At 34.9% G+C, this 7,012-nt stretch carries 5 protein-coding genes; 2 read left to right on the top strand and 3 right to left on the bottom strand.

The features are described from left to right. Nucleotides 1–539 precede the first annotated feature (539 nt). Both VIO64_RS14000 and ychF read left to right on the top strand, forming a co-directional pair. Nucleotides 540–1,382: a DUF2971 domain-containing protein gene (locus VIO64_RS14000; RefSeq protein ID WP_331919255.1), complete on the top strand. Its 843-nt coding sequence runs from the start codon at nucleotides 540–542 to the stop codon at nucleotides 1,380–1,382. Between the two features lie 116 nt (nucleotides 1,383–1,498). Further along, nucleotides 1,499–2,593: a redox-regulated ATPase YchF gene (gene ychF, locus VIO64_RS13995; RefSeq protein ID WP_331919253.1), complete on the top strand. Its 1,095-nt coding sequence runs from the start codon at nucleotides 1,499–1,501 to the stop codon at nucleotides 2,591–2,593. 116 nt (nucleotides 2,594–2,709) lie between these two features. Here ychF and VIO64_RS13990 read toward each other — a convergent pair whose 3' ends face one another. The 3 genes from VIO64_RS13990 to VIO64_RS13980 all read right to left on the bottom strand — a co-directional run bounded on the left by VIO64_RS13990 (nucleotide 2,710) and on the right by VIO64_RS13980 (nucleotide 6,873). Continuing rightward, a complete protein-coding gene (locus tag VIO64_RS13990) occupies nucleotides 2,710–3,177 on the bottom strand; it encodes a chemotaxis protein CheW (protein WP_331919251.1) in 468 nt (155 codons plus the stop codon). Nucleotides 3,178–3,235: 58 nt separating this feature from the next. Continuing rightward, the gene (locus tag VIO64_RS13985) at nucleotides 3,236–4,114 is read right to left on the bottom strand and encodes a cellulose binding domain-containing protein (protein ID WP_331919249.1); all 879 of its coding nucleotides are present in this window, start codon (nucleotides 4,112–4,114) and stop codon (nucleotides 3,236–3,238) included. 332 nt (nucleotides 4,115–4,446) lie between these two features. Then, nucleotides 4,447–6,873, bottom strand: a complete 2,427-nt coding sequence (locus tag VIO64_RS13980; RefSeq protein ID WP_331919247.1) for a choice-of-anchor A family protein — start codon at nucleotides 6,871–6,873, stop codon at nucleotides 4,447–4,449. Nucleotides 6,874–7,012 lie beyond the last annotated feature (139 nt).

The following is a 7,012-nucleotide window of genomic DNA, read 5'->3' as shown; positions in this document are numbered from 1 at the left end:
GCCATGCCCTTTTTTATTTGCTCTGTCGTAACAATATACTTTTTTCAAAGTTCAATAAGGTTTTTTACCTTGTTTTTTATGAATCAAACCTGAATTTTTGTTTTCAAGCCAATTACCAGTTACTTTTCGAAACTATACAATTAATTATATGTCTCTAAATTCAACAGAACATTTTAGGGGGGATCCAGGTTAGCCATATATGATAGTATAGAAAGATTTGCAATATTATTATTTGACTACTGCCCCCTTTATACTAGAATCTATCATATTACTTCCTAGTACCCGCAATAATATTCTATTGATGCACCAAATGTATTACATAGTATACATTTGACACTAGTTAACCATTATTTACACTTTTATTATAGTATAAGAAATACATTTAATGATCCATTCGACGCGATATTCTGTATTTCGACAAGTTACTCATGTTTTACAGCATCATATTAAGAGTGTTAATAAATCCAAAATTGCAGCATTTTTTTTATTTAGATGGTTATTATATTTTTAATAATAACAAAACGAAAATGAGGTTAATTATGAAGGAATGCTTTGATAATGCTCAAATTCAATCAGTCGATCAGTATGTTTACCACTATACATCTCTTCAAAAAGGATTAGAGTATATACTTGCGGATATGAAATTAAGATTATCTCCTCTTTCTGAAGTAAATGATCCTAGAGAATACCAGATATTGCACCCTTACTTTCCTGATATTGATGAATATGAAGCAGAAGAAAACCAAGAGCGTTTAAATAAGATACATGAAATACGTGATTATTTCAATAAGTTCCGGAATAACCATAAAGTTATTTGCTTTTCAAGGGATTCAGAACAATTATTTCATGTGCCTCAACCATACAAGAGAATATATAGAGGATTTAACAAGCCCACATTATGGTCTCACTATGCTGACAACCATACAGGCCTATGCCTTATATTTGACAAAGACAAACTAATTGAGTCTTTAAATAAAAATTTCGGTTCTAAAAAAGAATATACAATTTATACGCACAATCTTGTTAACTACGAAACTTTGGAAAACCATATCGAAAAGCTCGGTATAAAGTATGAAGATATTTTAAACCAAGGCCTTGAAAAGGCTTTGGATGATTTTATAAGCCGCAATCTTTCAAATTTTCTATTTACCAAAACACTAGACTGGCAGGTTGAAAATGAATTTAGAATAATGGTATATACCATTTCCAATGAAAGGTACTTGTATTTACCTGTTAATGACTCGCTATGCGGAATAGTAATGGGTGCAAGGCTGTCTTCAGTATACTGCGAGTCAATAAAACAATTCAACATTCCCTGTGCACAGCTTGAATGGAAAAACGGCCTGCCCTTTCTTAAAAATGTGCTTCCAGCAATGAGGTAATGTTGTATAAGTAGGAAAATTCATGTTATAATACTTTGGTGAATGTTGATAATTTAAAAGATTTCCGGTACAAAACCGGTGGAATTACTTTTTAATACGAAAGGATCGATATAAAGATGAAATTAGGAATTGTAGGTTTACCAAATGTGGGTAAGAGCACTTTATTTAATGCAATCACAAAGGCCGGTGCCGAGTGTGCAAACTACCCTTTTTGTACAATAGAGCCCAATGTAGGAATTGTTCCTGTGCCTGATGAAAGGCTTAAAAAATTGTCTGAAATGTATAATCCCGATAAGGTAACTCCTACAACAATTGAATTCGTTGACATTGCAGGCCTTGTTAGGGGTGCCAGCAAAGGTGAAGGCCTCGGCAACAAATTCCTTTCTCATATACGCGAAGTTGATGCAATCGTGCATGTAGTACGCTGCTTTGAAGATGGAAACATAGTTCATGTCGACGGATCAATAGGACCAAAGAGGGATATAGAAACCATAAATCTGGAATTAATTTTCGCTGACCTGGAAGTTATAGAAAGAAGGATCGATAGAACAAAAAAAATGCTGAAGTCAGGCGACAAAAAGTACTTATTAGAAATCGAGCTGTACGAAAAAGTAAAGGCAAGCCTTGAAAATGGAGTTTCAGTGAGAGCCATAAGCTTTACACCTGAAGAAAAGCAAATGATGGAAGATGTTTTTCTATTAACTTCAAAGCCTGTGCTTTATGCTGCAAATGTAGCAGAAGACAGTCTTTCCTCCATTGACTCCAATCCATTGGTAAAAGAGCTGAAAGAGTTTGCCGACACGGAAGGTGCTGAGGTTATCGTTGTAAGTGCAAAAGTTGAAGAAGAAATCGCTCAGCTTGAGGATGATGAAAAATTAGAATTTTTGAAGGAGCTCGGCATATCGGAATCAGGTCTGGACAAGCTTATTAAAGCCAGTTATAAGCTTTTAGGACTTATTTCATATTTGACTGCAGGCCAGCAGGAAGTGAGAGCCTGGACCATTGTTAAAGGTACAAAGGCTCCGCAGGCAGCAGGAAAAATACACAGCGATTTTGAAAGAGGGTTTATACGTGCAGAAGTTGTTGCCTATAAAGACCTTATGGAATGCGGCTCCTATGCTACTGCCCGTGAAAAGGGACTTGTTCGTTCAGAGGGCAAGGAATATGTTATGAACGACGGTGATGTAACACTATTCAGATTTAACGTGTAGATCTTACGTCAAAAAATCCTTATGGAATGCCCGCAGGCAATCTATAAGGATTTTTATTATGGTGTTTTCTACACCGCAATTTTTCGCGGCAACAATATAAAACTATTATTAAAGATCTAAACAGTTACCATTGTATCTTTGTGAATCATGTCCAATTCACTGTCAGTCAGTATTGCAGAAAGATCCAGAATTATTATTATCTTCTCTTCTTTAATACCAACGCACTTAATATAAGTGTTGTTAATCTTTCTTAAGACCTCTGACGGCAGTTCCAGGTTATCGCTTTTAAATTTTGTTATTTCAGAGACCTCATTTACTATATAGCCTATGTATGAATCATTAATTCTAGTTATTATTATTTTTGTCTTTTTTGTAATAGGTGTTTCACCTAGATCGAAACGTCTGTTTAGATTTACTATTGGAACAACTTTACCTCTTAAATTAATTATTCCTTCTATGAATCTGGGCATATTAGGAACCCTGCTTACTTCCTGGTGTTTGACTATTTCCTGTACCTGGGAAGAATCAGCTCCACAGGCAATTTCATTAAGTTTAAACAATACTACTTGTATATCATCCATCATTTTTTCCTCCTAATACCCCATTTTTTACAACAGAATTTGCTTAAAAACCTACAATAATTTATTTTCTCAATATAGGTTCAGCACCCCAGGTTAGAAGTCCGTTCAAGTATCCTGAGACATTATTGTTTATTGTATACTCCTGTACCTTATTCATTACTGACCAGTCATTTTCAGTATTGAATTTTACTTGTTCAGTGTTACTGATAATTACCCTGACCTCTGCATACAAGCCTGATTCAATAACATCAGATTTGCCACTGAATTTTAATTCAAGATATTTATCGGCATTATCGGATTTTTCTTTAATATCTACAAAATCTCCACTTACATTACCTTTACCAAAGCTGGCATAATCACACTTGAATATTGGCTTGGAACCGCTTTCCTGGGTGTAATAATATCTGACTTTTATATCAGATAGCCTAACAGGTTGCCTAGTTACATTAAAAATGATTATATTTGCTATAATTTCATTTTCACTGTATTCATTGAATGATTGAATCAGCAAATCGCTCTTAACAACACTTATGCCATATTCTCCAGTATCACTTTCATAATAACCCTTCACACAAACATAGTATGTTTTGTTTTGATCCAGTCTGGAAACTATGCAGAAATTGGACGTTCCGGAATCTCCTTCATCGTTCTCCTTGATTTCTTTAAAATTACCGTCATATAATATCCCGTAAGTGTCCACAACCCCTATAGTCCTTATAATATAGGTGCCGGCAGCTTTTGTAGTGAAAGCGTAATAATCTTTTTCACCTTCCTCACCTAATTGAGCACTTATATTTTGTCCGATTTTTATAGTTTTTGCCGATTTAAACACATCCTTTGACTCGGCTGCATATGCATTTCCACCAATTGATATACAGAAAATTAAAAATACTGAAGTCACCAGAATTACGCTGAATCTTTTAAAACCACTTTTAAACATTTGCAATTCCTCCTCATAGCTTAAATAGGCTTGCTTCATTTGAGAAATAATTTAAATGAATAACAAATGCAGTAGATTAATCGCTTTTACATATGGAATACAATTTATATATTTGAACATTAAAAATATTGGTAATATATAAAATTGGTTTAGATTTAAAGAAATTACGAAATGGAGGTCAAATGATATTTATAGAAAGGAAAAATAACCCTACATATTATATTATACTACAGTTATTCTAACATTTCAAGCTAATCCACATATAAAAAATCCCCCTGCAGTTAAATTGAACTGCAAGAGGGACTTATTAACAAAATACTTGCTTTTTACCACTACCATAATTCCTCAGGCGTATAAACTAAAAGACCCTCGCTTCCATCTTCGTTATATTTTGAAGTGTGACTTCTGGTAGCTTCTTCAATATGGCCAAAAGACCAATTAGATTCCGGATTGTCAGGATAAGATGGATTTACACCCTTAAGCGGACCCCTGTAAAGAGTTTGATTAACCATCTTTATGGTTTCTTCTCTGGTTATAGCTTTATCAGGTTGGAAAGTACCATCATTGTATCCATTTATAATACCGTACCTGTATATCTCTTCAACAGCATCTTCTGCCCAATGTCCTGCCAAATCTTTAAAATGTTGAACTAAAACATCATATTTTGCTTCTTTATTTACTTTAAGATAGTTTGATATGACTATAGCCAGCTCTGCTCTGGTGATTGGTTTATTGGGTCTGAAAGTGTCATCATAGTATCCCTTAAATAAACCTTTTTCACTTACCACTTCAATATAGCCAGCTGCCCAGAATTTCAGCCCTACATCTTTATAAACCTCTTTTCCTTTTACATTTCCCTTAAGGTCAAGAATTCTGGCAAATATTGCAGCTACCTCTGCCCTTGTTATAAAACCTTTAGGTTTTACATTTCCATCAGGGTATCCCATTATATATCTCCTGTGATAGTGGTCATTTTTATTTGTGTAGATCATAGTTTCAATCTTTGACTTGTCATCAGAAATGTTTATAAGTTCAATAGACTCATCTTCCGAATATATTTCTGCAAGCAAAGATACAATTGTTTCATTTATATCTAACGACGTTGCTTTAAGGCTAAAAGTAAGAGTTCCTTTTACATTACCTTTTAATGTTCCAAGTTCCCATTTAATTTCATTACCAGTTGCTTTTCCGTTACCATCTGCAGTCACAAACTGCATTTTATTAGGTATGTTTACTTTAACAAAGGCTTTTCCGACATCGTTATTCATTTTATTAAAGTATGTAATATTATATTTTACAATTTTATTTTCCTCAGTCCTCATATTTTGCGAATCAATTAGTACAGCAAGATCTGACGGCACCTTTGCTAATGCCCTCGGAACTTCTTTTGTTGGCTCTTCTCGCACTACAGTAGCAGTTGGCACTGCTGGCGTCTGCGTGCTTGTCACTATAATTACAACTGGAGGATTACTCGGTGGTGTAGTCGGTGTTGATGTTGGCGTTAGTGTTGATGTTGGTGCTGATGTTGCATCTGGCATTACAGTTACAGTAACAGTGCTTATTGCAGTTCCGCCTTTTCCATCACTCACTTCAACCTTGAAGGTGTCTGTACCTGTGTAACCTTTATTCGGTGTATAAATCCACGTACCGTTTAGGTTCACCACTACTGTTCCATTGGTCGGGTCGGTATATTTTTTGTATATGAGGATATCCTCATCATCATCTGTACCAACTACTGTGCCGGATACAGGTGTGTCTTTTGTTGTTGTAACACTATAGTCAGGTACCTCCGGTTTTGAATTCTCATCTGCAACAGGCGGAAGGTTGCCTTTAAACAGGTAGTTGTGTGCTTCAAGGTGATGGCTGCCCGGCCCATCCTTGAGAGATTTTGCTATAAAGTTCCCTTCAACATTTCCGCTTCCATTTGCAACCCAATCGGCATTTGGGGCTAACACAGATCCCTTTATTGTTATATTGTTGTTCCATAACTTTGTTCCTTCATAAAAATTCCATAGGATGTATTGTCCCAATTGAGATGTCATGTTGGCACCTTTGAAAAATATCGAATAATTCCCAAATCCAATATTATCTCCACCTATATTTATGAGAACCGTTGAATACTCAGGTACGTTGATGCTAATCTGTCCAACTTGGTTAAACGAAAGTCCATTCCCGTCAATATTGTTTCCATTAAATTTAAACACATTGAGTTTTGGGTCTGTACCCTCAAGAACAATCTGATTTCCATATATCAATTTTATGGTGCCGTTTGCTTTGTAGTTTGACCAGAATAAAGATGATTTGGATATTTGCTCCTTTGCTTTAACAAAATCAATTATATCTAATCTGATTGGCTGGTTTTTAACATTATTGGAATGGCTCATATTATATCTTATAATTTTGCTGCTACTAGATACTACAGTGTTACCGCTTGAGTTATTTGCAGCCGTTATATCTACATCCCCTCCAATTATTAAATCCGCCCTGGTGTTGGAAACAGCAAGTTTGCTTCCCACCCCGTATCCCGAAAGAGTAGCTTTTCCTCCCACTGCTACCCTGCCTTCCGAGTCTACATTATCTTGTGTTACATCCCCAAAAATAAATAAGTTAAAATCATTGGCTATTCCAAAGTTATTATTTTTATCATATGCACCTAAATAATCAGACTCCGTAGAATATGTTTTTAAGTTATCGGCAATAAATACATTGATTGTTATAAGAAAACTAAGAAGAATTGATGCGTTTCTCTTTTTATTCATTGTAATATCCCCTTTACAGTTTAATTGTATTAATGCTTGAATTGAATATACCCTACTTTTCCTATAGTTTAAATCGAATTACTGGTATATTTACCCGGTTTATAATAAAATTAACTAATTCTTTTTGAGGACAACACAA

This window comes from Pseudobacteroides sp. (genome assembly GCF_036567765.1).
Classification (GTDB): Bacteria; Bacillota; Clostridia; order Acetivibrionales; family DSM-2933; genus Pseudobacteroides.
This window is presented reverse-complemented; position numbering and strand designations above follow the sequence as displayed.

Coding starts and splice junctions, on each gene's coding strand:
- VIO64_RS14000 (WP_331919255.1), top strand. CDS start 540: ATGAAGGAATGCTTTGATAATGCTCAAATTCAATCAGTCGATCAGTAT.
- ychF (WP_331919253.1), top strand. CDS start 1,499: ATGAAATTAGGAATTGTAGGTTTACCAAATGTGGGTAAGAGCACTTTA.
- VIO64_RS13990 (WP_331919251.1), bottom strand. CDS start 3,177: ATGATGGATGATATACAAGTAGTATTGTTTAAACTTAATGAAATTGCC.
- VIO64_RS13985 (WP_331919249.1), bottom strand. CDS start 4,114: ATGTTTAAAAGTGGTTTTAAAAGATTCAGCGTAATTCTGGTGACTTCA.
- VIO64_RS13980 (WP_331919247.1), bottom strand. CDS start 6,873: ATGAATAAAAAGAGAAACGCATCAATTCTTCTTAGTTTTCTTATAACA.